Annotated in this window: 21 protein-coding genes; 17 read left to right on the forward strand and 4 right to left on the reverse strand. The window is 65.6% G+C overall.

All coding sequences use genetic code 11. The features are described from left to right. Positions 1 to 30: 30 nt before the first annotated feature. Positions 31 to 1,083, reverse strand: coding sequence for an ABC transporter ATP-binding protein (locus LGR44_RS11050; RefSeq protein ID WP_226740353.1), 1,053 nt, complete (start codon positions 1,081 to 1,083; stop codon positions 31 to 33). Between the two features lie 415 nt (positions 1,084 to 1,498). Here LGR44_RS11050 and denD point away from each other — a divergent pair, with 415 nt between their 5' ends. The 3 genes from denD to LGR44_RS11065 are packed head-to-tail and all read left to right on the forward strand — an operon-like array spanning position 1,499 to position 4,047. Then, positions 1,499 to 2,482, forward strand: a complete 984-nt coding sequence (denD, locus tag LGR44_RS11055; protein WP_226740355.1) for a D-erythronate dehydrogenase — start codon at positions 1,499 to 1,501, stop codon at positions 2,480 to 2,482. A gap of 27 nt (positions 2,483 to 2,509) precedes the next feature. Beyond that, on the forward strand, positions 2,510 to 3,259 hold the full coding sequence (locus LGR44_RS11060; protein WP_226740357.1) for an SDR family NAD(P)-dependent oxidoreductase: 750 nt from the start codon (positions 2,510 to 2,512) through the stop codon (positions 3,257 to 3,259). A 29-nt stretch (positions 3,260 to 3,288) separates the two neighbouring features. Continuing rightward, positions 3,289 to 4,047, forward strand: a complete 759-nt coding sequence (locus LGR44_RS11065) for an SDR family oxidoreductase (RefSeq protein WP_226740359.1) — start codon at positions 3,289 to 3,291, stop codon at positions 4,045 to 4,047. A gap of 11 nt (positions 4,048 to 4,058) precedes the next feature. On the opposite strand, the gene LGR44_RS11070 is transcribed toward LGR44_RS11065, so the two are convergent. Next, complete coding sequence (locus tag LGR44_RS11070; protein ID WP_226740361.1) at positions 4,059 to 4,475, reverse strand: hypothetical protein; 417 nt, start codon at positions 4,473 to 4,475, stop codon at positions 4,059 to 4,061. Positions 4,476 to 4,680: 205 nt separating this feature from the next. Here LGR44_RS11070 and LGR44_RS11075 point away from each other — a divergent pair, with 205 nt between their 5' ends. Beyond that, entirely contained in the window at positions 4,681 to 5,568 is an 888-nt protein-coding gene (locus LGR44_RS11075; protein ID WP_226740363.1) for a YihY/virulence factor BrkB family protein, read from the forward strand. A gap of 67 nt (positions 5,569 to 5,635) precedes the next feature. On the opposite strand, the gene LGR44_RS11080 is transcribed toward LGR44_RS11075, so the two are convergent. Continuing rightward, entirely contained in the window at positions 5,636 to 6,043 is a 408-nt protein-coding gene (locus LGR44_RS11080) for a DUF1236 domain-containing protein (RefSeq protein WP_226740365.1), read from the reverse strand. Positions 6,044 to 6,255: 212 nt separating this feature from the next. Here LGR44_RS11080 and LGR44_RS11085 point away from each other — a divergent pair, with 212 nt between their 5' ends. From LGR44_RS11085 to LGR44_RS11120, 8 genes are all read left to right on the forward strand, one after another. After that, complete coding sequence (locus LGR44_RS11085; protein WP_226740367.1) at positions 6,256 to 8,571, forward strand: FdhF/YdeP family oxidoreductase; 2,316 nt, start codon at positions 6,256 to 6,258, stop codon at positions 8,569 to 8,571. Beyond that, on the forward strand, positions 8,568 to 9,413 hold the full coding sequence (fdhD, locus tag LGR44_RS11090; protein ID WP_226740369.1) for a formate dehydrogenase accessory sulfurtransferase FdhD: 846 nt from the start codon (positions 8,568 to 8,570) through the stop codon (positions 9,411 to 9,413). The genes LGR44_RS11085 and fdhD overlap by 4 nt, the downstream gene beginning before the upstream one ends. A gap of 96 nt (positions 9,414 to 9,509) precedes the next feature. Beyond that, positions 9,510 to 10,160: a cytochrome c3 family protein gene (locus tag LGR44_RS11095; RefSeq protein WP_226740370.1), complete on the forward strand. Its 651-nt coding sequence runs from the start codon at positions 9,510 to 9,512 to the stop codon at positions 10,158 to 10,160. A 5-nt stretch (positions 10,161 to 10,165) separates the two neighbouring features. Then, complete coding sequence (locus tag LGR44_RS11100; RefSeq protein WP_226740372.1) at positions 10,166 to 13,105, forward strand: TAT-variant-translocated molybdopterin oxidoreductase; 2,940 nt, start codon at positions 10,166 to 10,168, stop codon at positions 13,103 to 13,105. A gap of 4 nt (positions 13,106 to 13,109) precedes the next feature. Continuing rightward, positions 13,110 to 14,420 (forward strand): NrfD/PsrC family molybdoenzyme membrane anchor subunit, encoded by a 1,311-nt coding sequence (nrfD, locus tag LGR44_RS11105; protein ID WP_226740374.1) that lies wholly within the window; start codon positions 13,110 to 13,112, stop codon positions 14,418 to 14,420. Continuing rightward, positions 14,420 to 14,953 (forward strand): DUF3341 domain-containing protein, encoded by a 534-nt coding sequence (locus LGR44_RS11110; protein WP_226740376.1) that lies wholly within the window; start codon positions 14,420 to 14,422, stop codon positions 14,951 to 14,953. Before nrfD ends, LGR44_RS11110 begins: the two co-directional genes overlap by 1 nt. Beyond that, on the forward strand, positions 14,950 to 15,444 hold the full coding sequence (locus LGR44_RS11115) for a c-type cytochrome (protein ID WP_226740378.1): 495 nt from the start codon (positions 14,950 to 14,952) through the stop codon (positions 15,442 to 15,444). Before LGR44_RS11110 ends, LGR44_RS11115 begins: the two co-directional genes overlap by 4 nt. After that, positions 15,441 to 16,493 (forward strand): hypothetical protein, encoded by a 1,053-nt coding sequence (locus tag LGR44_RS11120; RefSeq protein ID WP_226740380.1) that lies wholly within the window; start codon positions 15,441 to 15,443, stop codon positions 16,491 to 16,493. The genes LGR44_RS11115 and LGR44_RS11120 overlap by 4 nt, the downstream gene beginning before the upstream one ends. 23 nt (positions 16,494 to 16,516) lie before the next feature. Here LGR44_RS11120 and LGR44_RS11125 read toward each other — a convergent pair whose 3' ends face one another. Then, positions 16,517 to 17,059 (reverse strand): c-type cytochrome, encoded by a 543-nt coding sequence (locus LGR44_RS11125; RefSeq protein ID WP_226740381.1) that lies wholly within the window; start codon positions 17,057 to 17,059, stop codon positions 16,517 to 16,519. Between the two features lie 313 nt (positions 17,060 to 17,372). On the opposite strand from LGR44_RS11125, the gene coxB reads away from it, so the two are divergent. The 5 genes from coxB (at position 17,373) to LGR44_RS11150 (ending at position 22,964) form a co-directional block, all read left to right on the forward strand. Beyond that, a complete protein-coding gene (gene coxB / locus LGR44_RS11130; RefSeq protein ID WP_226740383.1) occupies positions 17,373 to 18,410 on the forward strand; it encodes a cytochrome c oxidase subunit II in 1,038 nt (345 codons plus the stop codon). Then, the gene (locus LGR44_RS11135; RefSeq protein ID WP_226740385.1) at positions 18,407 to 20,974 is read left to right on the forward strand and encodes a cbb3-type cytochrome c oxidase subunit I; all 2,568 of its coding nucleotides are present in this window, start codon (positions 18,407 to 18,409) and stop codon (positions 20,972 to 20,974) included. Before coxB ends, LGR44_RS11135 begins: the two co-directional genes overlap by 4 nt. A 35-nt stretch (positions 20,975 to 21,009) precedes the next feature. Further along, positions 21,010 to 21,336, forward strand: coding sequence for a hypothetical protein (locus LGR44_RS11140; RefSeq protein ID WP_226740387.1), 327 nt, complete (start codon positions 21,010 to 21,012; stop codon positions 21,334 to 21,336). A 129-nt stretch (positions 21,337 to 21,465) separates the two neighbouring features. Continuing rightward, positions 21,466 to 21,687, forward strand: coding sequence for a hypothetical protein (locus tag LGR44_RS11145; protein ID WP_226740389.1), 222 nt, complete (start codon positions 21,466 to 21,468; stop codon positions 21,685 to 21,687). Positions 21,688 to 21,815: 128 nt separating this feature from the next. After that, entirely contained in the window at positions 21,816 to 22,964 is a 1,149-nt protein-coding gene (locus LGR44_RS11150; protein WP_226740391.1) for a glycosyltransferase family 87 protein, read from the forward strand. Positions 22,965 to 23,004: the final 40 nt, after the last annotated feature.

Below are 23,004 nucleotides of genomic sequence, written 5' to 3' on the forward strand. Positions count from 1 at the left end.
GCCTTCCCGGCAGGGCCGCGTGCCTGAAGCTCAGTTCATGCGCTGGCCCGTTTCCCTGTCGAAGAGATGCACGAGGGCCGGATCCGGCTGGACATGGATGATTTCGCCCGGCCGGGCGCCGATGCGCTCGCGGAAGACGCAGTTGATCTCCCGTCCGCCGGCTTTCGCGACGACCAGCGTTTCCGATCCCGTGGGCTCGGTCACCACGACCTCGATCGGCAATCCTTCGCCGCTCAGCCGGAAGTGCTCGGGCCGGATGCCGTAGAAGGCGGGCCTGCCCGCCGAGGCCGCCGGGGCGTGCTGGACCGGGAGGATCAGATCGCCCATGGCGAAGCCGCCGGAATCCATGCGCCCCTCCAGCACGTTCATGGCCGGGGAGCCGATGAAGCCCGCCACGAACAGGTTCACCGGGCGGTCGTAGAGCTCCAGCGGCGCGCCGATCTGCTCGACGATGCCGTCGTGCATCACCACGATCTTGTCGGCCATGGTCATGGCCTCGATCTGGTCGTGCGTCACATAGACCGTCGTGGTCTTCAGGCGCTGATGCAGAGCCTTGATTTCGGTGCGCATCTGCACGCGCAGCTTGGCATCGAGGTTGGAGAGCGGCTCGTCGAAGAGGAAGACCTGGGGATCGCGCACGATGGCGCGGCCCATGGCGACGCGCTGACGCTGCCCGCCCGAAAGCTGGCGCGGATAGCGGTCCAGAAGCTGCGTCAGGCCGAGGATCTCCGCAGCCCGATTCACCTTCGTGGAGATTTCGGATTTCGGCGCGTTCTTCAGCTTGAGCGAGAACGCCATATTGTCGGCGACCGTCATGTGCGGATAAAGCGCGTAATTCTGAAACACCATGGCGATGTCGCGCTCTTTAGGCGGAACATTGTTCACCACCCTGGAGCCGATGCGGATCTCGCCGCCCGTGATGTTCTCGAGTCCCGCGATCATCCGCAGCAATGTCGACTTTCCACATCCGGAAGGGCCGACCAGGATCACGAATTCCCCGTCCTGGATGTCGACCGATACGCCGTGGATGACTTGCGTGGCCCCGTAGGCCTTTCTCACGTCCCGGATCTCAACGGAGGCCATGAAGCACCCGCTCGGTTCCAGTGATCGGTTGGATCGGCCGGCGGGTCTGGCGATGGCGCCATCCCTGAATGCGGACAACAGGCCGCCGGCGCATCAATGCCGCGAAACGGCGTTGAAGCATGCACTTCCTCCCAGCCCCCGCTTTTTATGTGCCCGTCTGATGCGGGCCTTCAGCGATATTGCAGACATTATTCCAGTAGTATCGGGAGAAGATCAAGCGGCGCGCTCGCGCTTTTTCCCAAGCCGCGAAAAGTTGAAGGGACGAGACGGGCTGCGAAGACCTGTTTTGCACTGCACCACGAATGCGCAGACCGAGCGAATGCGCTGCGCATACATTGTGGCTAAGATCGCATCGTATCATTGCAAAGATGAAAGCTCGCAGCCACAGTAAGCCGCACGAAAGGGAAGCTCGCCAATGGAAGTCTTGATCCTCGGAGCGGCCGGCATGGTCGGCCGCAAGCTTGTCGAACGTCTCGTGAAGGATGGTCATCTCGGCGAAAGGAAGATCGACCACGCGATCCTGCACGACATCGTCGAGCCCCAGGCGCCGCCGGATGCGCCGTTCTCGGTCAAGACGCTCATGTCGGACTTCTCCGTTCCGGGCGAGGCCGAAAAGCTCGTGGCAAGCCGCCCCGACGTGATCTTCCACCTCGCAGCCATCGTGTCGGGAGAGGCGGAGGCGGATTTCGAAAAGGGCCTGCGCATCAATCTCGACGGCACCCGCCACCTGTTCGATGCGATTCGCGCCATCGGGGACGGCTACAGGCCGCGGGTCGTCTTCACCTCGTCCATCGCCGTGTTCGGAGCCCCGTTCCCGGATGCCATCGGCGACGAATTCTTCCTGACGCCGCTCACGAGCTACGGTGCGCAGAAGGCCATCGGCGAGCTGCTGCTTTCGGACTACACCCGGCGCGGCTTCTTCGACGGAGTCGGCATCCGTCTGCCGACGATCTGCGTGCGGCCCGGCAAACCCAACAAGGCCGCCTCCGGCTTCTTCTCCGGCATCATCCGGGAGCCGCTCAACGGGCAGGAAGCCGTATTGCCGGTGCCGGAGGACGTGCGTCACACCCATGCCTCGCCCCGTTCCGCCGTCGGCTTTCTCGTTCATGCGGCCACGCTGGACGGCGACCGGCTCGGCCCGCGGCGCAACCTGACGATGCCCGGTGTCTCCGTGACGGTCGCCGAGCAGATCGACGCCCTGCGTCGCATCGCCGGCGACCGGGTGGCGGCGCGGATCAAGCGCGAGCCGGACCCGACCATCATGAAGATCGTCGAGGGCTGGCCCCGGCGCTTCGATGCGAGCCGCGCCAGGGAACTCGGCTTCCGGGCCGAGGAGAGCTTCGACGAGATCATCCGCATTCACATCGAGGAAGAACTCGGCGGCCGTTTCGTCGAATGATCGTGGGCTTCAGGGAGAGGAACGACAATGAGCAATCCTAAGCGGTTCGAGGGCCGGCGGGCCGTCGTGACCGGCGGAGCATCGGGCATCGGGCTGGGCGTCTGCGCCCGGCTGGCGAGCGAGGGGGCGCAGGTCGCCCTCTGGGACCTGAGCCAAGATGCGATCGCGGCGGCGCAGCAGAAGATCGGGGCGAACGTCACGGCGGTTCAGGTCGACGTCACGGATCCGGACGCGGTCAGCGCCGCCTGTGAGAAGACCGTTTCCGCCATGGGGGGCGTCGACATCCTCGTTGCGAGCGCGGGCATCACGGGGCCGAACACGACGACCTGGGAATATCCGGTCGACGCATGGCGCCAGGTCATCGAGGTCAATCTCAACGGCCTGTTCTACTGCAACCGGGCCGTCGTTCCGCGAATGCTCGAAGGCGGCTACGGCCGCATCGTCAACGTCGCCTCCATCGCGGGCAAGGAGGGCAATCCGAACGCCTCCGCCTACAGCGCCTCCAAGGCGGCGGTGATCGGCCTGACCAAGTCCCTCGGCAAGGAGCTGGCGAAGAACAACATCACCGTGAACTGTGTGACGCCGGCTGCCGTGCGTACGCCCATCTTCGACCAGATGAGCCAGACGCATATCGACTTCATGCTCTCGAAGATCCCGATGGGGCGGTTCGGAGCGGTGGAGGAGGTCACGTCCCTCATCTGCTGGCTGGCCAGCGAGGAATGCTCCTTCAGCACCGGCGGCGTCTTCGACGTGTCCGGTGGACGGGCGACCTATTGATCGAATTCACGGGGTGGGAGGAAAGCCGAATGGCTGGGAATGCGAAGATCGCCATCGTCACCGGAGCGGGTACCGGGGTTGGCAAGGCCATTACCCGTGGCCTCTTGGAAGCCGGCTACACGGTGGTCATGGCGGGGCGCCGGGCGGAGGTGCTCGAGGCGGCGGAGCGCGAGGTCCGGGCGCCGGGAACATCAGTGCTGTCGGTCCCGACCGACGTCACGGACCCGGCTTCCGTCGCGGCCCTGTTCGCCAGGACTAAGGAGAATTTCGGCAGGCTGGACCTGCTCGTCAACAATGCGGGCATCGGCGCTCCGGCGATCCCGCTCGAAGACCTCTCCTTCGAGCAATGGCAGAACGTGGTCAACACGAACCTGACGGGCACCTTCCTGTGCATCCAGGAGGCGTTCCGCCTCATGAAGGACCAGGATCCCCGCGGCGGGCGCATCATCAACAACGGGTCCGTGTCGGCCTATGCCCCGCGCCCGCTCTCGGCGCCCTATACCGCGACGAAGCACGCGGTTCTTGGTCTGACCAAGTCGGCGTCCCTGGACGGCCGGGCCTACGACATCGCCTGCGGCCAGATCGATATCGGCAACGCCGCCACGGACATGACGGCACGGATGGCGACGGGAGTGCTCCAGGCCAACGGGACCATGGCTCCCGAGCCGACCATCGACCCGAAGCACGTGGCGGATGCGGTGGTCTACATGGCAGGCTTGCCGCTGACCGCCAATGTGCAGACCATGACGGTGATGGCCACCAAGATGCCGTTCGTCGGCCGCGGGTGAGCCGGCCGGGCTCAGGAGGAGAGGGGAGGCGTCACGGAGATTCGTGACGCGTCTTCGCCGCCGGTCGTGCGGGAGGGGCTGAGCGCTGCCGGGGCTTCGGGGGGGACGGTCAGCTTTTTCTCGAGGGAGGCGATCTGGCGTGTCAGGGCATCGATGCTCGCTTTGAGAGCGAGGACGTCCGCAGCATCGGGGACCGGGCGAGATGGGACAGAAGCTGCTGCCGGAGGGCCCAGAACCGGCTCTCTCCTTTCCGTCGCCTTCCGAGGCCGTGGGGCATCCGCAGGACTTTCGCGCGCTCCGAGGACGAGCCGCAGCGCACCTCTCACGAGGCGCCAGACCAGCCATATGACCAGCACGGCTGCCAGCACCGCGAAGGCGGCCGGGGCCATTTCGATGCCGTAGGACGCGATCTCATTCCAATCGAGCAAGCGCTTTCTCCGTCTCTTTCCACATGGTGAGCGGATGCAGATAAGACGAGGAGTGTGACTGCTTTAAGTTCGGAACTCGCCGGTCCCGGGCCCGCGCCGCGCCGGGATTTCACCGGCGGAACAAGAAGCCTGACCATTCTGTTGACGACCAGGATCAACACCGTTGCACCTGCCACCTGATCCGGGCAGCAGATTTGGTTCATCGATGTTTTCAGAGACGTTGCGGCTGTTCAAGGTGGCCTTCGAGGGGTGGTGGAACGACCGTGCCATGAGCCTGGGCGCGGCCATCGCCTTCTTCACGGTCTTCTCGCTCGCCCCGATGCTGCTCGCCGCGATCGCCGTGGCAGGGCTCGTCTTCGGCATGGATGCCGCTCAGGGAGCGATCGTGGATGAGCTCGGCGGTCTCACGGGCGAGCAATCGGCCGCTGCCCTGGAAGCCATGATCGTCAATGCCAGCAATGTGGGATCGGGCATCGTCGGCATGTCGGTGGGGATCGTGACGTTCCTCCTCCTGGTCACCGGAGCCATCGTGGAACTGCAGGACGATCTGAACATCATCTGGAAGGCGCAGCCGCCGGCACATTACGGCATCTGGGACTTCATCCGGACGCGCCTGCTCAGCCTCGGGCTCGTCCTCGGGATCGGCTTCCTGCTCCTCGTTTCCCTCATCATCGATGCGGGGCTCTCCGCCCTTGGCGCCTATCTGGAAGCGACTTTCTCCGGCGCCACGGTCCTCCTCCAGATCCTCAACAGCATCTTCGCCTTCGGAACCGCTTTTCTCCTCTTCTCGATGATCTTCAAGATGCTGCCGGCCGTGGACCTGCGCTGGCACGACGTGTGGACCGGTGCTCTCGTCACCAGCGTCCTCTTCACGGTGGGCAAGTTTCTGATCGGCTACTATCTGGGTCGCAGCGGCGTCACCTCCACTTATGGTGCCGCGGCATCCCTCATCACCATCCTTTTGTGGATCTACTATTCGTCCCTTATTCTTCTCTACGGGGCCGAGTTCACAAAGGCCTATGCGGAGAGCCGGGGGAGCCGCGGGGGCAAGGGCGCCCGGGAAACCGTGCCGGAGCCGCGTTCGGTCCGATAACAGAACAGCTCCCACGAAAAGGGGCGGCTCCGAAGAGCCGCCCCTTTTCGGTCGAACGCGCCTTCGTTCAGTCGATGACCTCGACGATCTCGCGGGTCTGCGGATCGACCAGCACCGTCCTGTCGTTCACGACCGTGTAGCTGTAGGGGTTCTGGAGGCCGACGGTCGGCGGAACCGGATAGACCCTAACGCGGCTCGGGAGCGGCCGCCCGACGACGATCTCGTCGCTGACCCGGACGGAGGGGCGCCGCTGCGAGACGACATAGGTCCGCATGCGCGTGGATTCCTCGGCCGTCAGAATGCCGCCCGCGGCCGCACCGGCGATCCCGCCGACGGCTGCGCCGACCGGGCCGCCGACGACGGCGCCCGCAACGGCGCCGCCAGCGGCGCCGGTCGCGGCGCCGGTCTGGCAGGCGGCAAGGGGGATGGCGAGAAGGGTCAGAAGGGCGGCTGAAGTCAGGACATGATTGCGCATGGCGGATTCCTTTCCGGTTTGCACCATGCGAACGCGGTATAGCTTGAGCGGTTCCGTCAAGGTTGGACGTGTTCTCGAAACCCGGTTCGAAGGCTTCTCGGCGATTGGGAACAACGAGCTCTGCTGCGGAACAGTCAGGCTTCCCGTTCATTAACCCCGATTACGGGTGGAAACGTCGCGTCCAGACGACACGAACGGGGAGTCTTGCGCTCATGAGCGAGAAGCCGAAAATCGAACCCTATACCGGTCCAGCAGGCGGATGGGGATCCGTCCGTTCGGTCGAGGGCATCCTGACCCGGGAAGGCCGCTTGGTCACCGGCAACGCCATTCTTCTCAAGCAGAACAAGCCCGACGGTTATGCCTGCGTCAGCTGCGCCTGGGCCAAGCCGGCAGACCCGCATCCGTTCGAGTATTGCGAGAACGGCGCCAAGGCGACGGCCTGGGAGCTCACGACGAAACGGGTTACGCCGGAATTCTTCGCCGAGCACCGGATCGCCGAGCTGAGGACATGGTCGGACCACGACCTCGAGGAGGCCGGGCGTCTGACCCATCCGATGCGCTGGGACAAGGCATCCGACCGTTACCTGCCAGTGAGCTGGGAGGAGGCGTTCCGCGAGATCGGGCGTGAGCTGCAGGGCTTCGAGGACCCCGACCAGGTGATCTTCTACTGCTCGGGCCGTGCGTCGCTCGAGACATCCTACATGTGGGCGCTGTTCGCCCGGCTCTACGGCACGAACAACCTGCCGGACTCGTCCAACATGTGCCACGAGAGCACCTCGGTCGCTCTTCCCGAGAGCATCGGCGTCTCCGTGGGCACGGTTCTTCTCGACGACTTCAAGAAGACGGACTGCATCTTCTTCTTCGGCCAGAACGTCGGTACGAACAGCCCGCGCATGCTCCACCCCTTGCAGGAGGCCTCCAAGCGCGGCGTTCCGATCGTGACCTTCAACCCTCTGCGGGAAAGGGGCCTGGAGCGTTTCACCAATCCTCAGGCTCCGACGGAGATGCTGACCGGGTCCGAGACCCGGATCTCCTCGCAGTATCACCAGGTCAAGGCGGGCGGCGATATCGCGGCCATCATGGGCATGTGCAAGGCCCTCGTCGAGAGCGACGACAAGGCCCGCTCCGAAGGCAGGCCGCCCATCCTCGATCACGCCTTCATCGCCGAGCACACCCACGGCTTCGAGGATTTCGTCGAAGCCGTGCGGAGTTATCGGTGGCCCGATCTGGAATCCCAGTCCGGGCTGCCCCGGGCGGCCCTGGAGGCGGCGGCGGCGGAATATGCACGCGCCAAGGCCGTGATCGGCATCTACGGCATGGGGCTGACCCAGCATCGTACCGGCGTCGAGAACGTGCAGATGGTGGTCAATCTGCTGCTCCTGCGCGGCAATATCGGCAAGGAGGGCGCCGGAATCTGTCCCGTGCGCGGGCACTCCAACGTCCAGGGACAGCGCACCGTCGGCATCTCCGAGAAGCCCGAGCTAGTGCCGCTCGACAAGCTGAAGGAAAAGTACAATTTCGAACCGCCGCGCAAGACCGGCATGAACACGGTCGAGGCCTGCGAAGGCATCATCAAGGGCGAGGTGAAGGCATTCCTGGGCCTGGGCGGCAATTTCGTCCGCGCGGTTCCGGAAACTGCCGCCATGGAGCACGCCTGGTCGCGCCTGCGCCTGACCGTGCAGATCTCGACCAAGCTCAATCGCAGCCACCTGATCCACGGCGAGGTCGCCTATATCCTCCCGTGCCTCGGGCGCATCGAGATCGACGAGCAGGAAACCGGCCCGCAGGCCGTGTCCATCGAGGATTCCACCACCTGCATCCACGGCTCGAAGGGCCACGCCAGGCCGGCGAGCCCCGATCTCCTGTCGGAGCCCAAGATCGTCGCCGAGATGGCGAAAGCGGCTCTTCCCCCGAAGAAGGAGGTGCCCTGGGACGAGTGGGTCGCCGACTACGCCCGCGTGCGGGACGCCATCGAGGAGACCTATCCGGACGACTTCCGCGACTTCAACGACCGCATGTGGCAGCCGGGCGGCTTTCCGCGTCCGGTCGCGGCGCGCGACCGCCAATGGAAGACGAAGACCGGCAAGGCGAACTTCATCGTGCCCCGGAGCCTGGAGGAGGCGCTCGGCCTTGCCGAGGAGAGCCGCGATATCCTGAAGCTCATGACGGTCCGCTCGAACGACCAGTTCAACACCACGGTTTACGGCTATCACGATCGCTTCCGGGGGATCAAAGGCACCCGCAGGGTCATCCTCATGAACCGGAACGACATGGCTCGCCTGGGCCTCGAGGAGGGCGAGATGGTGACCCTCAGGACCGCGGTGGACGATGGCGTGAGCCGCGAGGTGAGCGACATGCGCGTCACACCCTACGACGTGCCGGAAGGGTGCTGTGCCTCCTACTATCCGGAATGCAATCCGCTGATCCCGCTTTGGCATCATGCGGAGCGAAGCAAGGTGCCGGCCGCCAAGTCGATCCCGATCAGGATCGAGCGGATGGGGGCCAGGATCCCCGAGGCAGCGGAATGACCCCGCGTCTTTCTCCCGTCGTCCGTCTGCCGCGGGTCAGCGTCTCCGGGGACGCCGTCGCTGCGGGGGATAGGGTCGTGCCCGAGGAAACCCCGATCGCCTTCACCTATAACGGATCCGCACACGCGGTGATGATGGCGACGCCGGCGGACCTGGAGGATTTCGCCGTCGGCTTCAGCCTCTCCGAAGGCATCATCGCATCGCCTGGCGATCTGGCTTCGATGGAGATCGTGGAGCACGAACTGGGGTGCGAGATACGGATGTGGCTGTCCGATGCCCGCGGCGAGTCCTACCGGGCCCGGCGGCGCGCCCTGGCCGGGCCGGTGGGCTGCGGCCTGTGCGGAATCGAGTCCCTGGCGGAGGCGGTGCGCGCCGCCGAGCCGGTCCAGGGCGACCTCCGCCTCCCGCCGGAGGCCATCGCCATGGCGATGGCCGACCTTTCCGACGCTCAGCGCCTCAATCGGGAGGCGCGGGCCGTTCATGCCGCCGCCTTCTGGCGGCCGGACCTGGGTCTGGTCGCCCTGCGCGAGGATGTCGGCCGCCACAACGCCTTGGACAAGCTGGCGGGCGCTCTCGCCCGGTCCGGTCAGCCGGCCTCTCGGGGCGCGGTGCTTCTCACGAGCCGCGTTTCCGTGGAAATGGTCCAGAAGGCTGCTCGCATGGGAGCGCCCATCCTCGCCGCCATCTCGGCGCCCACGGCGCTTGCGGTGCGGACGGCGCAGGCCTGCGGCATCACCCTTGTGGCCATCGCGCGAAGCGACAGGTTCGAGATCTTCACCCACGAGGAGCGGATCTCCCTGGGGGATGGAAGGAGCGCCGATCTGCAGGCGGCCGCTTTCTGAAAGAAGGGAACGAAGCTGCGCTGAGCCGATTGTAAACAGCGAAGCTTCAACCCGGGCCTCCGGCTCGACACACCAATAGGTGCGCGGCACGCAAAAATGGCGCAGCTCTTCACACGAACGGCCAGCAACGCCTTTCGAGTCCTGATCGTCCTTACGCTTTTCTCGGTCGTGGGGGCAGGCGTACTCGGCTATGCGTGGTCGCGTGCCGACGCCACGTGGAACGTGGGCAAGCCGGCGGACCAGCCGGTTCCGTTCCGCCACGACCTGCACGCGGGCTCGCTCGGCATCGACTGCCGCTACTGCCATTCGACCGTGGAACGCGCCGCCGATGCCGGCATGCCCTCGGCTCAGACCTGCATGACCTGCCATTCCCAGGTCTGGGTCGGCGCGAGCGTCCTCGAGCCGGTCCGTTCGAGTTTCGCGCTCGGACAGCCCCTCACATGGACCTCCGTGCATCGGCTGCCGGACTTCGCCTATTTCAACCACGCGGCTCACGTGACGAACGGGGTGGCCTGCGAAACCTGTCACGGCCGGGTGGATCAGATGACGAAGACGGTCAAGACCCAGACGCTCTCGATGGGCTGGTGCCTGGATTGCCACCGCGATCCGGCGCCTCATCTTCGTCCGCGGGAGGCCGTGTTCGTCATGGGCTACAAGCCGCACGGCCAGGATCTGCCGGAGGACATCCAAGCCTTCTATCGCGAGGCGTCTCGGCGACTCACCAGCTGCAACACATGCCATCGGTGAACGGAATGGAGCGCCTTCCTCTCGACCTCGACACCCTGAGGGCCCGGCTCGCCGAGGAGCGGGGGCCGGTGCTGTGGCGCAGCCTCGAAGAGCTCGCGGACGTGCCCGAGGTGCGGCGCTACGTCGAGGCGGAATTCCCCGATATCCAGACGGCAACCGTCGACCGGCGCACGCTCCTCCGGCTGATGGCGGCTTCTCTCGCCCTCGGCGGGCTCGCCGCCTGCGACAGCCGGCAAACCGTCACCGATGCGCCGCTCCTGTCGCAGAGTCACAACGTTCCCGGCTACACGCCGGGCGAGCCCCTGGTCATCGCCACGTCGCTGGAGCTGAACGGCTACGGGCGCGGCGTTCTCGTGAGGGCGCAGGAGGGGCGCCCGGTCAAGATCGACGGCAATCCGCTTCACCCGGCGACCCTCGGTGCGACGGACGTGTTCGCACAGGCCGAGGTCCTGTCGCTCTACGATCCCGACCGTTCCGACAGCCCGCTCCAGAACGGCCTTCCCCGGAGCTGGGAAGAACTGACGGAGTTCATTCGTCCCGTGCGCAACGAGCTCGTGGTCGGCGAGGGCAGGGGCCTCCACATCCTGATGCCGCCGACGAGCTCGCCCACCCTGGCCAGGCTGACGAGCCTTTCGGAGCAGCTCTTTCCCTTGGCGCAGTGGCACCGCTATTCACCCATCGACGAAGACAACTTTCGCGCCGGGGCGGAAACGCTCTTCGGCCGTGCTGTCGATGCGATCTACGATCTGACCCGGGCGGATGTGATCGTCACCCTCGGCGGCGACCTCTTCCTGGAGGAGCCGGGGCATATCCGGTACGCGGCGGACTACCAGGCGCGGCGTCGGGCGGACGACCGGCCGCTGCCGCGGCTCGTCGCCGTCGAAGCCCGCCCGAGCCTCGTCGGCGCCCGGGCAGACGAGAGGGTGGCGCTTCGCCCGCGGGATATCGAGGTCTTCGCACAGGGCCTTGCCGCCGCCCTCGATGCGGGATCGGCTCATCCGTCGGAACCCCACCCGGCCATCGGGCGTCTCGCGGACGAGCTGCGCCGCGCCGGCGCCCGCGGCCTCGTCACAGCCGGGCGTGAGCAGCCGCCCCGCGTTCACGCACTCGCGCTCGCCATCAATGCGCGGCTCGGCGCCTTCGGAACCACGATCCGGGCCATCGAGCCCGTCCGCCCGGCATCGGGCGAGAACGGGTCCATCGTGGCGCTGGCGGAAGCGATTGCGGCCGGGCAGGTGTCCCGCCTGCTCATCCTCGGCGGTAATCCCGTCTATACCGCTCCGGCGGACCTGGATTTCGGCGCCCTTGTCCGGCGCGTGCCCCTGTCTCTCCATCTCGGCTACCATCGCGACGAGACGGCGCTCGCCTGCCACTGGCATGTCCCTGAAAAGCATCCCCTGGAGGGCTGGGGCGACCTGCGGGCCTTCGACGGCACCGTCGGCTTGCGCCAGCCGGCGGCCATGCCGCTGAAGGCCAGCCTCGGGGTGGAGGAGTTCCTCGGCCTCATGTCCGGGCAGATGGTCGACGGGCGCTCGCTCGTTCAGGCGACCTGGCGGGAGGTCTGGGGCGACGCGTTCGAAGAGCGGTGGCTCAAGGTGCTCGAAGACGGCGTTGTCGAGGGATCGGCCTCGCCTCCCATCGATGTTTCTCCGACGCCGGAGTGGAATGCTGGTGCGCCGGGGCCGGCGCCTTCGTCCGGGATCGACGTCGTCTTCAGTCCCGACCCCTCGGTTTGGGACGGCCGCTTCGCCAATAACGGATGGCTTCAAGAACTGCCGAAGCCCCTCACGAAGCAGGTCTGGGGCAATGCGGCCCTGATCGCGCCGGAGACGGCGGAGATGTTCGGGCTCGCCACCGGCGATGCCGTCGATCTTACGGTGGAGGGGAGAACCCTGCGGGTGCCGGTCTGGGTCCTTCCTGGCCACGCGCCCGGCGCCGTGACCCTTCCGCTCGGCTACGGCCGCACCCAGGCCGGCAGCATCGGCAGCGGAATCGGCTTCAACGCCTATCTGCTGCGCCAATCGGGGCATCCCTGGGTCGCCCAGGGCGAGATCAGGACCACCGACGAGCGGATCGCGCTCATCAGCACGCAGTTGCACCACGCGCTGCAGGGGCGGGACATCGTGCGCGTCACGGGTCCAGACCCGGCCGACACCGCGCAGCCCGGAGAGACGGAGGCGCTGCCGTCCCTCTATCCGGAATGGCGGTACGAGGGCTATGCCTGGGGCATGGCCATCGATCTCGATGCCTGTATCGGGTGCAATGCCTGCGTCGTCGCCTGCCAGGCCGAGAACAATATCGCGGTCGTGGGGCCCGAGGAGGTGGCGCGAGGGCGCGAGATGCACTGGCTGCGGATCGACCGCTACTATGCCGGCGATCCGACCGAGCCGGACACCTATTTCCAGCCGGTGCTCTGCATGCATTGCGAGAAGGCGCCGTGCGAAGTGGTCTGTCCCGTGAACGCCACCGTCCACTCGGCGGAAGGCCTGAACGACATGGTCTACAACCGCTGCATCGGCACGCGGACCTGCTCCAACAACTGCCCCTACAAGGTCCGGCGCTTCAACTTCTTCGACTACCACGGCGCGGAATATGCCGCCTCGCCCGAGGCGCTGAACCCGCAGGTTACGGCCCGCAGCCGTGGGGTCATGGAGAAATGCACATTTTGCGTTCAGCGGATCGGTGCTGCCCGCGCCGAAGCCCGGATCGAGAACCGGCCGATCCGCGACGGCGAGATCGCCACCGCCTGCCAGGAGGCCTGTCCGACCCGGGCCATCATCTTCGGGGACGTCAACGATCCCGACAGCGCGGTCAGCCGGCTCAAGCGCAGCCCGCGCAACTACGCCCTTCTCGGCACGTTGAACACCCAGCCGCGGACCACCTATCTCGCCCGGATAGAGGCCGATGCCGAGCGGCAGCCCGCCGATGCCACGGATAAGGAGTGACGGAATGGCAAGCGACGTGCAGGCCCTGACCAGCCCCGTCGCGGAGGTCCCGCTCTCGCCGCGCTTCGGCTGGGCCTGGTGGGTCGCGCTTGTGATTTCGGGAGTTCTGGTGCTCCTGCTCGGCTACACCCTGATGTCCGTGGTGCTCGTGGGCGTCGGGGTCTGGGGCGTCAACATCCCCTTCGTCTGGGGTTTCGACCTCATCAACTACGCCTGGTGGATCGGCATCGCCAACGGAGCGAGCCTCTTCGCCGCGAGCCTCGTTCTGCGCCAGCACGATCTGCGCACGGCCGTCAACCGCTTTGCGGAAGGCGTCGCCTTCTTCGCCGTCATCTGCGCCGGCATCTTTCCGATCTTCCATCTCGGGCGCCCGTGGCTGTTCTACTGGGTCTTTCCCTATCCCGCGACCTTCCAGGTCTGGCCCCAGTTCCGCAGTACGCTCACCTGGGACTTCTGGGCCATCAGCACCCACGCGATCGTCACCAGCCTCCTGTGGTATGTGGGGCTCATCCCCGATCTCGCGACCCTTCGCGACCGCGCCAGGCGAAAGACCGTGAAGAAGATCTACGGTCTCTTCGCCCTCGGCTGGCGGGGCTCCGTGTATCAATGGGCCTATCACCAGCGCGCCTACCGCCTCGTCGCCATCCTGGTTCTGCCGCTGATCCTCATCATGCAGAGCACCGTCGCCTTCGAGTTCGCGGTAACGCTGGTGCCGGACTGGCACGAAACGCGCCAGCCGCTCCACTTCGTGGCCACCGGCCTCGCCCAGGGCCTGTCGATCGTCCTCCTCGTGGCCGTCATGCTGCGGTGGGGGTTGCGGCTCGAACGCTACATCGACGACAGGGACGTGGATCTGCTGGGCAAGCTCGTCCTCGCGAGCGCGCTCGTATCGGGTTATCTGTACATCGACGAGATCGCGAGCGCGTTTCTGGCAGATCCCATCACCCGCCAGTCGACCTTAACGCGCATGACGGGCGATTATGCCGGCTTCTACTGGGCCGCCATCGCCTACAGCGTCGTCATTCCGCAACTGTTCTGGCTCAAGGTCGCGCGCCAGAGCGTCCTGGCCGGTGTCTTCGTCGGGTTCTCCATCGGCGTCGGCGTGTGGCTCGACCGCTTCTCGATCATCATCGGGGGCCTTCAGACCGATTATCTTCCCTCCATCTGGAGAGACTACACCCCGACCATTCCCGAATGGGGCCTGTTCCTCGGCACGGTCGGGCTTTTCGCCGCGCTCGTGCTTCTCTTCATCCGCTTCCTGCCCGTCGTCTCCATGTTCGAGACCCGTCACGACGAGCATCTGGAGAAATCGTGATGGCGGAGAAGCTCTATGGCATGATCGCCGAGTTCAGGAAGCCGGAGGCTCTTGCGGAGGCCGTGAAGGAGGCCAGCCGGGCCGGCTATACGCGGCTCGATGCGTTCAGCCCCTTTCCCTTGCGTGATGTAGCCCACCTCCTGGGAGCCCGGACCTCCGCCATTCCGTGGATCGCCGTCGTTGCCGGGCTGGCCGGCGCCGTCGTTCAATATGGCTCCCAGTACTGGATGAACGTGATCGACTATCCCATCAATGTCGGAGGGCGGCCCCTTCACAGCTGGCCGACCTTCATTCCGGCGACCCTGATCGTCGCCATCCTCTGGGCGGGCGTGGCGACGCTTCTCGGTCTGCTGATCATCCTGCGCCTGCCGCGGCTCCATCATCCCATCTTCGCGGTCCATGGCTTCGAGCGCGCCTCAGAGGACCGCTTCTTTCTCTGCATCCTGAGCGAGGATCCGCTCTTCGACGAGGAGGGAACAAGGCGCTTTCTCGAAACGCTTGCTCCGCAGATCGTCCGCGAGGTTCCGGCATGAGACCGGCCTTCGTGCTACTCGGCGCTGCGCTTCTGGCCGCCTGCGATTCAGGGACCGAGGTCACGCCCTCCATCTCCTCGACGCGGGTCGTTCAGCGGGCCTATGTGCCGGCGCCGCCCGGTGTCGTCCCCCGGGGCACGAGCGCCTATCTTGCCGCCGTCGCGCCTCCCGGTCCGGAGGTTACGCCGGAACTCATCCGCCGCGGCCAGGAGCGCTTCCTCGCCTTCTGCTCGCCATGCCACGGTCCGAACGGGCAGGGCAATGGACCGGTGGTCTCCCGCGGATTTCCGGCGCCGCCCTCCTACCATCAGGAGCGCATCCAGGCTTTATCGCCGGCCCAGATCGTGACTGTCATCACCTTGGGGAAAGGCATGATGTTTTCCTACGCGGATCGCGTGTCGCCGGAAGATCGCTGGGCCATCGCGCACTATGTCAAGCAGCTGCAGGCGAGCGGGCCCGCATCGGCGGCGGGTCAGAGGCCGGTCCCATGAGCACGTCAGTCGCCATCTCCCGGGGCAGGATCGTGGCTGGCCCGCTTCTGGTCGCGGCGGTTCTGGCAGCCCTGGCGGCCGTCCTCGTCCGGACGAGCGGGACCGGCCTCGAAGCCACCTACGTGGTCTTCATCGTGGTCGCAGGGCTGGCGATGGGCAGTCTCGCCCTGCTGATGATCGGCCATCTCATGAACGAGGGCTGGCTTGCCCCGGTACGCTCGGAGGCCGAGGCCGCGGCGCTTACGATGCCGCTGCTCTTCCTCATGGGGATTCCGCTCGCTTTGGGTCTGGAGCAGCTCTTTCCGTGGGCCGATAACGGGATCGACCTGCCGTCCGGTCGGACCGTCTTCCTCAGCCCCGCGTTTTTTCTCGTTCGCAGCGTCGTGTACATTCTGATCGCCAGCGTGATCGCATTCTGGCTCGCCGGCACCGGCAATCCGCGGCGCGTGAGTGGAATCGGGCTGTTCCTCCTCACTCCGGTGATCACGTTTGCAGCCTTCGACTGGGCCTTTTCGAGGGATCCCACCTGGTGGTCGAGCCTCTTCGGTTTCGCCTTCGCGCTCAGCCAGGTTCTCGCCGCGCTTGCCCTGACCATCCTGATCACCCTGCTCAGGCCGGAGCATGCCGCGCCCGAGCGGATGAGGAGCCTGGAGCGGGCGCTCCTGACCCTGTCGCTCCTGGCGATCTGGACATGGTTCGGCCACTTCCTGATCGTCTGGCTCGCCAATCTGCCGGACGAGGCGGCTTGGTATCTCCGCCGGGCGGATCCCGGAAACCTGGTCCTGATCGGCATCGCGTTCGCCGCCATGATTCTCGCCGTCCTCATCCTGATCCCGACCGGCGTCAGCCGCCGCGTCATGATCGTTGGGAGCGTGCTGGTTCTCGTTCAGCATGGGGTGCACATGGTCTGGCTTCTCCAGCCGGTTCGGCGCCTGTCCTGGCTCGATCTCGGTCTCGCCCTTGCCGCGGCTGCAATCTGGATCGTCGCATTCGCGATCCTGATCCGGAGCCGACCGACCTATGCGGAAGAAATGGCGGAGGAGCCTTAGAGCACGGCGTCGTTACGATGCCCCTAGTGCGGAGAGACGACGTTCCCGTCCGGATTGGGGAAGATGCGCTGGGTGCGAGGCGTGGTCTCGGCCGGGTCGGCGACGGAGCGATCAAGTCCCGGGAAGGATGGCTCCTGCCGCCGCAGGGTCGGGGCGGGCTCAGGGGGATAAATCTCGATCCGGCTGCCCAGGGAGTAGAGATAGGAAGCGATATGGCGGGCCTCGGGCTCCGTGATGCCGAGGGACGGCATCCCCGTCTGTGCTTTCAGGGCCGGCGGATCCATCAGCCACGCGATCAGGTAGCGGGGTGAATTGGGGAGAAAGCCGGCCAGGAGACGTTGCTGGGAGTAATCGTCGAGGTGCGGCCCCACTCTGCCTCGTGCTCCCCGGATCCCCTCGATGGCGTGACAGGTGCCGCAGCCATAGGCATAGATCAGGCTTCTCCCTTGCTCGGGATCGCCGCCTTGGATCGTCAGAAGCTCCGACTGCTCGGACGTATCGCTGCAGGCGGATAGCCCGGCGGCTCCGACGATGCTCAAAACCTGGATAAGACGGCGCGCTGTCATCTGCTTGTTTTCACAACCCCTGAGGCGGAAACCTTCAAAGCGTTGCCGTGTTCCAGTGGCGGAGGCGACAGGAGGCGCGCAGCCATGGCGGGACGGGCGCCAGAATAGGCGGTGCTCATGGGGGATGGACATGATCGCATCCGCGAGGTGACGGTCCTCCAGAGGTGTGGGCCGGCAGGCGCGGCGGAGCGAGCAAAGGGCTGCTGCGGCAATAAGCGAGGTCGCTGGCAGGCGCTTTGCGACGGCTTTCAGGGAACCATCCGTCACGGTCAAGCTTTTCTGTTCAACCCACATAAGGCTCACGTAGGGCGGGATGGACCTGAAATCGACACGACCTCGCCCGTCACGGGCGCTGGATCCGCTGCTGGCATGCACCAGATGGCTGGCGCTCGTCTCGGGGGTGCCGGTTCTTGCCGGGTGCAGCGGCATACAATCCGCCCTCGACCCCGCCGGCAACGACGCCTACGAAATCTACCTGCTCACCATCGTGATGACAGTCGGCGGCACGCTCATCTTCGTCGGCGTGACCGCGCTTCTGCTCTATGCCATTTTCTCCCGTCCCGAGCAGAGGGCATGGCTCGGCACCCGACGCACCATCGTCTATGGCGGGCTTGCCTTTCCCATCGTGACCCTGACCTTTCTGCTGCCCTACGGCCTCACCGTCATGCGGGATACGGACGTGCCGACGGCCGACGCCTTGCAGATCGAAGTGATCGGGGAGCAGTTCTGGTGGCGGGTGCGCTATCCTGCGGAGCAGGGGCAGCCGGAGGTTACGACGGCCAACGAGGTCGCGCTGCCTATCGGGCGCCGGGTCACGGTAACCGTCACTGCCGCCGATGTGATCCACAGCTTCTGGATCCCGAACCTGGCCGGGAAAATCGACATGATCCCCGGGCGGGTCAACCGCTTCAGCTTCACGGTGGAGCGCCCCGGCGTCTATCGCGGGGTCTGTGCCGAATTCTGCGGCGACCAGCACGCCCTCATGGCGTTCGACGTCCTGGCCATGGAGGATGCCGAGTTTTCCGCCTGGCGCGCGGCGCAGGCGGCTCCTGCCCGGGAGCCGGTGACGCCCTTCCTCGAGCGGGGCCGCGAGCTGTTTCGCAGCGGCGGCTGCGGCAATTGCCACGCGATCAGGGGAACGGAGGCAAACGGTCAGTTCGGGCCCGATCTCACTCATGTGGGCAGCCGCCGCACGATCGGAGCCGGGCAGTTCCCCAACAATATCGGTACGCTCGGCGGCTGGATCGCCAACACGCAGCATCTCAAGCCTGGCGTGCGCATGCCGTCCTACGGCATGTTGACAGGCGAGGACCTGCGGGCCATCGCCGGATATCTGGAGAGCCTGAAATGAATGCGCCGGAGTCCCCGAAATCCTTCGAGCGCGACACGTCCGAGTTCCCGAACCCAGTTCCGCGCCCCAAGGACGAACTCGAGAAGCTGAAGCGGCCATGGGTGCCTCCCAAGGGCCTTAGCTTCATTACGGCCGTCAACAACACCTATGTCGGCATGTGGTATGTCGGCACGGCGCTGCTGTTCTTCGTGCTGGCCGGCATTCTCGCCCTGATCATGCGGACCCAACTGGCCTCGCCGGAGAGCGATCTCGTCGGCCACGACCTCTACAACCAGCTCTTCACCATGCACGGCACGGTGATGATGTTCCTCTTCGCCGTACCGGCCGTGGAGGCTGCGAGCGTCTATCTCCTGCCCAACATGCAGGCGGCCAGGGACCTGCCGTTCCCGCGCCTTTCGGCCTATGCCTTCTGGGCCTATTTCGTCGGCGGCCTCGTCTTCTTCTCGACCATCTTCTTCGGCCTTGCGCCGAAAAGCGGCTGGTTCATGTATCCACCGCTTTCCAGCCTGAAATACTCTCCGGAAGACAACGCCGACTGGTGGCTTCTCGGCATCGGATTCATCGAGATTTCGGCCATTGCAGGCGCCATCGAGATCATCGTGGGCGTAATGAAGACCCGCGCCATCGGCATGAGCCTGGACAAGATGCCGATCTATTCCTGGGCCATGATCGTCTTCGCCGCGATGATCATCGTCGGCTTTCCGGCCATCATCCTCGGAACCCTGCTGCTCGAAATGGAGCGGGCCTTCGACTGGCCGTTCTTCATCGCCGAGAGGGGCGGGGACCCCCTCCTGTGGCAGCACCTGTTCTGGTTCTTCGGCCATCCCGAGGTCTACATCATCTTCATTCCGGCGACCGGGATGGTGTCGATGATCGTGCCGGCCCTGGCCCAGACGCCGCTGGTCGGCTACCGCCTCATCGTCCTGGCGCTCATCGCGACCGGCTTCCTGTCCTTCGGGCTGTGGGTCCACCACATGTTCGCGACCGGCCTGCCGAAGATGTCGTTGAGCTTCTTCTCGGCGGCGAGCACGGCGGTGGCGGTTCCGAGCGGCATTCAGGTCTTTGCCTGGATCGCGACCATCGCGGCCGGCCGCATGAAGCTGAACACGCCTTCGCTCTTCATCATCGGCTTCCTGTTCATTTTCGTCCTCGGCGGCCTCACCGGGGTCATGGTCGCGATGGTGCCCTTCGATTGGCAGGCTCACGACACCTACTTCGTGGTGGCGCATCTCCATTACGTCCTGATCGGCGGAATGGTGTTCCCGCTCTTCGCCGCGCTGTATTTCTGGATCCCCGCAGCGAGCAAGCGGCCCCTGTCGGAGCGGCTCGGCCGCTGGGTCTTCGGGCTCATGTTCCTTGGGGTCAACGTCACCTTCTTCCCCATGCACATCACCGGCCTCATCGGAATGCCGCGGCGCGTCTACACCTATCCCGTCGGGATGGAATGGCACGAACTCAACCTCATCTCCACCGTCGGCGCCTTCATGATCGCGGCCGGTGTCGCCCTGTTCATCTACGACATGCTGCGGAACTTCCGGCCCGTACAAGATCAGAATGCCGGCAACGTCTGGAACGCCGGCACGCTGGAATGGCTGCCGAACGGCAATTACGGCGTCCGCAGCATTCCGGTCATCACGAGCCGGGAGCCGCTCTGGGATCAGGCGAACCTTGCCAAGGACGTGGAGGCAGGCCGCTACTACCTGCCCGGCACCGTGACCGGCGGGCGCGAGACCATCGTCACCAGTCCATTCGATGCACGTCCGCAATACATCCTGCAGATTCCGGGTCCGGGCTGGCAGCCCCTTCTCGCGGCCGTCTTCACGGCAGGCTTCTTCCTCCTGCTCACGGTGAAGCTCGTCTTCCCCTCCATCGTCTGCGGGGTGCTGGCGGTCGGCTGCGTGATCTGGTGGCTGTGGGAGACCGATCCCGGTCCCGTCCGGCCGCCCGCCGATATCGGCGGGGGCTTCACGGTCCCGGTCTACGTGACAGGACCGATGAACCATTCCTGGTGGGGCATGATCTCGCTTCTGGTCGTGTGCGGGATGATCTTCACCTGCCTCGTTTTCTCCTATCTCTTCCTGTGGCTGGTCAATCCCGGCGCATGGCCTCCGGAGGGCGTCGTCGTTCCCCACTTCCTGTACGGCGCCGTCGTGGGGGCTCTCTATCTTGCAAGCGCGGCCCTGATCGTCTGGGCCAGCCGGAATCTGAGGGGCGAAGACCGCCGCCGCCCCGCATCGGTGCCGATTCTGATCGCGATTGCGCTTCTGCTCTTCGTGGCCGGATCCGCGATGGACCTCTGGAGCCACTGGCAGACCGGCCTCAGCCCGAAGGAGCACGCCTATGGTGCGGCCGTCTACGGCATCGTCTCGTTCCAGGTGCTCTTCGTCGGCGTCACCCTCATCATGGGGCTCTATACGATCGCACGCTGGCTTGCGGGCAAACTCGATTCCGTGAGGAGGACGACTTTCGATAACACCATGCTGTTCTGGTACTACACGACGGCGCAGGGTCTCGGTGGCGCTGCTGTCGTCTACGGCTTCCCGAAACTGGTCGGGGGGTACTAGCGGTGACCGGGCGGCGGATGTGGCAGGTCGTATTCATGCTGGGCGGTTTCCTCGCCTGGGCCGTGCAGTTCACCGTCATCTATGGCGTCACCTCGACCGTGTGCGCCCGGGGCTGGGCGGACACGACAGTCCTCGGCGCCGGAATCGTCCCCTTCACGGTCGCCGGAACGACCCTGGTGGCCGCTGTTGCGGCTGCCGCGTTTCTCGTCCACGCCCTCCGGAAGCATCGGCGGCTGCAATCGGCGGATGCTTCCGTCACCGATGTCTTCCTGATCCAGGGAGCAGTCCTGATCAGCGCCTTTTCCATCGCGGCCATTCTCTGGCACGGACTGCCGGCCCTCATCCTCCCTGCGTGCTCCTGACACGCGAGGTCGCGGACCCGGACCCGATGCCGCTCTTCTGCGTTGCCTTTTTTCGTGGTCATGACCGCCCTTCGCAATTATGAGCGAGGCCGGCCGAACGGGATCGGATGAGCGTGGAGTTGGTGGGACGTGGAAATCTATCGTATCGAGACGATTGCCCCTGAATCCGAAGGGGGTGGGGTCATCCGCCGGACCTTCGTTCGCGTGGAGTCTCTGGAGAAGGCGAAGGAGCGGGCTCTCAGGGTGTTCACCCGCGCCCGTGTCCCGCAGGCTGCGGGCCCTCAGGTCGAGGCCGTGCGGGTGCTGAACGGGGCCGGTTACGAGGTCTTTTCCATCAACGCGAGAGATTGACGACGCGAAGGAGGCTCGCGGACTTGGCGTGCGATCCCGGTCCGGTCCGGTCTGGTCCTCCCGGGACGCCGCGCTAGACTCTCCGGCAGGGCTCGCTTGAGCTTTCAGCGGCTTGAGGAGAACCTGCGATGACGGCGCAACCGATGCGATGGATTCCTCTTCTGGTCCTCGCCATGCTCTCGGTACTGGCGATCTGGTCGGAATACCCGCGGATGACGCCGGGCGCGTCGCTTTGGGATTTCGGCTCGTTCGTGGCGTCGGGACGCGCGGCAAAAGAGGGATTGAACCCTTATGGCATCTACCCGCTGACCCTCCACGTTCAGCTGCCCGGGTTCGAGTCGTGGAATCCCAACCTCAACCCGCCCGTCTCGGCGCTGCTGTTCCAGCTCTTCGATCTGACCGAGCCTCACCAGAGCTATCTGATCTGGCGATGGATCTCGGTGGCGTTCTATATCGCGACCGTCGCCTTGCTGGCGTTCCATTTCCGTGGCGCCGACATGCCCATCTTCGTCATCTGGGCCTTCGCCCTGGCGGGCTTCTGGGACACGCTCTTTCTCGGGCAGATCTACCTGCCCCTGGTCTTCGCAACCGTCGCCGCCTGGGTGCTGCTGGAACGGGGCGCGCCTCTGGCCGCGGGCATCCTGATCGGCGTCGTGATCGCGATGAAGCCGAACTTCCTCGTCTGGCCGGTGCTTCTGTTCCTGGCGGGCCACCGCCTGCCGGTTCTTGCCGCAGTGGCGACGGCAGCCCTCATCAGCGCCGTGCCGCTGGTGGTCTACGGGCCTGAAATCTACCGCCAGTGGTTCGAACTCGTCGCCTCCGACCGCGACCGCGCCTTCTTTCTCACCAACGCCTCCTTCGCGGGCCTTGCCGCCCGCGCCGGGGTGCCGTCCCTCGGCCTCGTCCTCAGCCTTGCGCTGCTGGGCGGACTGGCGGCTTGGGCCTTCTGGCGCCGGCCCGGCATTACGAGGGTCAGCAGCCTGGCGCTCGTTGCGTCCTTGCTCGCCTCGCCCCTCGGCTGGATCCAGTACACGCTGTTCCTTCTGCCGGTCCTCATGAGCCACAGATACCGGCCTGCCATGTGGGTCGTCATGGGTCTGCTCATCGTGCCCGTCCCGTTCATCATCAACCAGTTCGGCAAATCGGCCCTGGTCCAGTTCACGATCGGATCGGCCTATGGCTGGGCCCTGGTGCTGTGCCTGATCGTCCTGCTCGTGGACGAGTGGCGGGAGCTGAAAGGGGAGCCCCGGATCGAGGGAAGGCTGCGCAGCGCCTGAGGCGCTACGTTCCGACCGGAGCACCGGGGCCGGGTTTCCT

This window comes from Microvirga lenta (genome assembly GCF_020532555.1).
GTDB lineage: Bacteria > Pseudomonadota > Alphaproteobacteria > Rhizobiales > Beijerinckiaceae > Microvirga > Microvirga lenta.

Coding starts and splice junctions, on each gene's coding strand:
- LGR44_RS11050 (WP_226740353.1), bottom strand. CDS start 1,083: ATGGCCTCCGTTGAGATCCGGGACGTGAGAAAGGCCTACGGGGCCACG.
- denD (WP_226740355.1), top strand. CDS start 1,499: ATGGAAGTCTTGATCCTCGGAGCGGCCGGCATGGTCGGCCGCAAGCTT.
- LGR44_RS11060 (WP_226740357.1), top strand. CDS start 2,510: ATGAGCAATCCTAAGCGGTTCGAGGGCCGGCGGGCCGTCGTGACCGGC.
- LGR44_RS11065 (WP_226740359.1), top strand. CDS start 3,289: ATGGCTGGGAATGCGAAGATCGCCATCGTCACCGGAGCGGGTACCGGG.
- LGR44_RS11075 (WP_226740363.1), top strand. CDS start 4,681: ATGTTTTCAGAGACGTTGCGGCTGTTCAAGGTGGCCTTCGAGGGGTGG.
- LGR44_RS11080 (WP_226740365.1), bottom strand. CDS start 6,043: ATGCGCAATCATGTCCTGACTTCAGCCGCCCTTCTGACCCTTCTCGCC.
- LGR44_RS11085 (WP_226740367.1), top strand. CDS start 6,256: ATGAGCGAGAAGCCGAAAATCGAACCCTATACCGGTCCAGCAGGCGGA.
- fdhD (WP_226740369.1), top strand. CDS start 8,568: ATGACCCCGCGTCTTTCTCCCGTCGTCCGTCTGCCGCGGGTCAGCGTC.
- LGR44_RS11095 (WP_226740370.1), top strand. CDS start 9,510: ATGGCGCAGCTCTTCACACGAACGGCCAGCAACGCCTTTCGAGTCCTG.
- LGR44_RS11100 (WP_226740372.1), top strand. CDS start 10,166: ATGGAGCGCCTTCCTCTCGACCTCGACACCCTGAGGGCCCGGCTCGCC.
- nrfD (WP_226740374.1), top strand. CDS start 13,110: ATGGCAAGCGACGTGCAGGCCCTGACCAGCCCCGTCGCGGAGGTCCCG.
- LGR44_RS11110 (WP_226740376.1), top strand. CDS start 14,420: ATGGCGGAGAAGCTCTATGGCATGATCGCCGAGTTCAGGAAGCCGGAG.
- LGR44_RS11115 (WP_226740378.1), top strand. CDS start 14,950: ATGAGACCGGCCTTCGTGCTACTCGGCGCTGCGCTTCTGGCCGCCTGC.
- LGR44_RS11120 (WP_226740380.1), top strand. CDS start 15,441: ATGAGCACGTCAGTCGCCATCTCCCGGGGCAGGATCGTGGCTGGCCCG.
- LGR44_RS11125 (WP_226740381.1), bottom strand. CDS start 17,059: ATGACAGCGCGCCGTCTTATCCAGGTTTTGAGCATCGTCGGAGCCGCC.
- coxB (WP_226740383.1), top strand. CDS start 17,373: ATGGACCTGAAATCGACACGACCTCGCCCGTCACGGGCGCTGGATCCG.
- LGR44_RS11135 (WP_226740385.1), top strand. CDS start 18,407: ATGAATGCGCCGGAGTCCCCGAAATCCTTCGAGCGCGACACGTCCGAG.
- LGR44_RS11140 (WP_226740387.1), top strand. CDS start 21,010: ATGCTGGGCGGTTTCCTCGCCTGGGCCGTGCAGTTCACCGTCATCTAT.
- LGR44_RS11150 (WP_226740391.1), top strand. CDS start 21,816: ATGACGGCGCAACCGATGCGATGGATTCCTCTTCTGGTCCTCGCCATG.